The 1,277-nt window shown below is 44.1% G+C and carries 1 protein-coding gene; it reads left to right on the top strand.

Annotated elements, in window-relative coordinates:
* Window positions 1–65: 65 nt before the first annotated feature.
* A protein-coding gene (locus A7325_RS00040) for an IS3 family transposase (protein WP_156508463.1) occupies window positions 66–1,231 on the top strand; the annotation gives its coding sequence in 2 pieces (ribosomal slippage) (window positions 66–324 and window positions 324–1,231; 1,167 coding nt in all).
* Window positions 1,232–1,277: the final 46 nt, after the last annotated feature.

The following is a 1,277-nucleotide window of genomic DNA, read 5'->3' as shown; positions in this document are numbered from 1 at the left end:
TGAGCTATGCTGAAGAAACCGTACAACTAAACTTGGTAAACTAAGCGTATTCACAGGAGTTTACCATGACCAAGAAAATCAGAACTTACAGCACAGAATTTAAAGCAGAAGCCGTTAAGAAGATAGCAAACAATAATGGCAATATCTCAGCGACCGCAAAGCAGCTTGGCATCGCCATGCAGACCTTATCTAATTGGCATAACAAAGCCAACCAAGGCAAGCTTGTAGGAACAGAGCAGTACGATCCACAGCTCATAGCCGTGATTGAAGAGAACAAGCGCCTCAAACGACAGCTTAAAGTAGCCGAAGAGGAACGAGAGATATTAAAAAAGGCGACGGCGTACTTTGCAAAGCACAGCTAGTCAGGTACGCCTTTATCAAAGATAACCAGCACTTCTTTAGCATCACCACTATGTGCCGTGTGCTAAAGATTAAGCATTCAAGTTACTACGACTGGCTGAGTCGCGATATCAGCGAGCAGCAGATACATCGCAACCATTGCGAGCTACTCGTTAAAGCCGCTCACAGTGAAAGTAAAGAACGTTATGGTTATGAACGTTTGCATGCAACGCTCACCGAGCAAGGCCATGACATTAGCCTATACATGGTTAGAAGCATTAAAGAGGAACATGGCATCAAATGCCGTCGCCACAAGCGCTTTAAAGTCACTACCGACTCCAATCACAACAAGCTGATCTATCCAAACGTACTGGATCAGAAGTTTGATGCCAGTCGCCCTAACCAAGCGTGGGTCAGTGACATCACCTATATTTGGACGCTTGAGGGTTGGCTGTATTTAGCAGGCGTTAAAGACTTATACACTAAAGAGCTTGTCGGTTACGCCATCAACAAACGCATGACAGCAGATCTAGTATGCAAAGCATTGAACATGGCCATCAAGAACAAACGACCCAGTAAAGGGCTAGTCGTTCACTCTGATAGAGGCAGTCAGTACTGTAGTCATGCCTACCATAAGATCATCAAGCAGCATCAGCTTGCAGGCTCAATGAGCGCTAAAGGTAACTGCTTTGATAACGCACCTATAGAGAGCTTCTGGGGCGTATTAAAGAATGAGTTAATATATCATCAGGACTATAAGACCAGATTTGCCGCCATTACCGATATCATTAGATATATCGAGTTGTACTACAACCAAACGAGAATTCAAAAGGGTTTAGGCTATAAATCGCCAAGACAGGTGTGGTTTGACTATTATCGTCATGCTGCGTAATCAAAATCTCCCAAGTTTAGTTATACGGATTTGACAGCAGGGGTCA

Source organism: Psychrobacter sp. SHUES1 (assembly GCF_001652315.1).
In the GTDB taxonomy this organism is placed as follows: Bacteria; Pseudomonadota; Gammaproteobacteria; order Pseudomonadales; family Moraxellaceae; genus Psychrobacter; species Psychrobacter faecalis.
The sequence above is the reverse complement of the archived record's forward strand: the minus strand, read 5'-3'. Positions and strand labels throughout refer to the sequence as shown.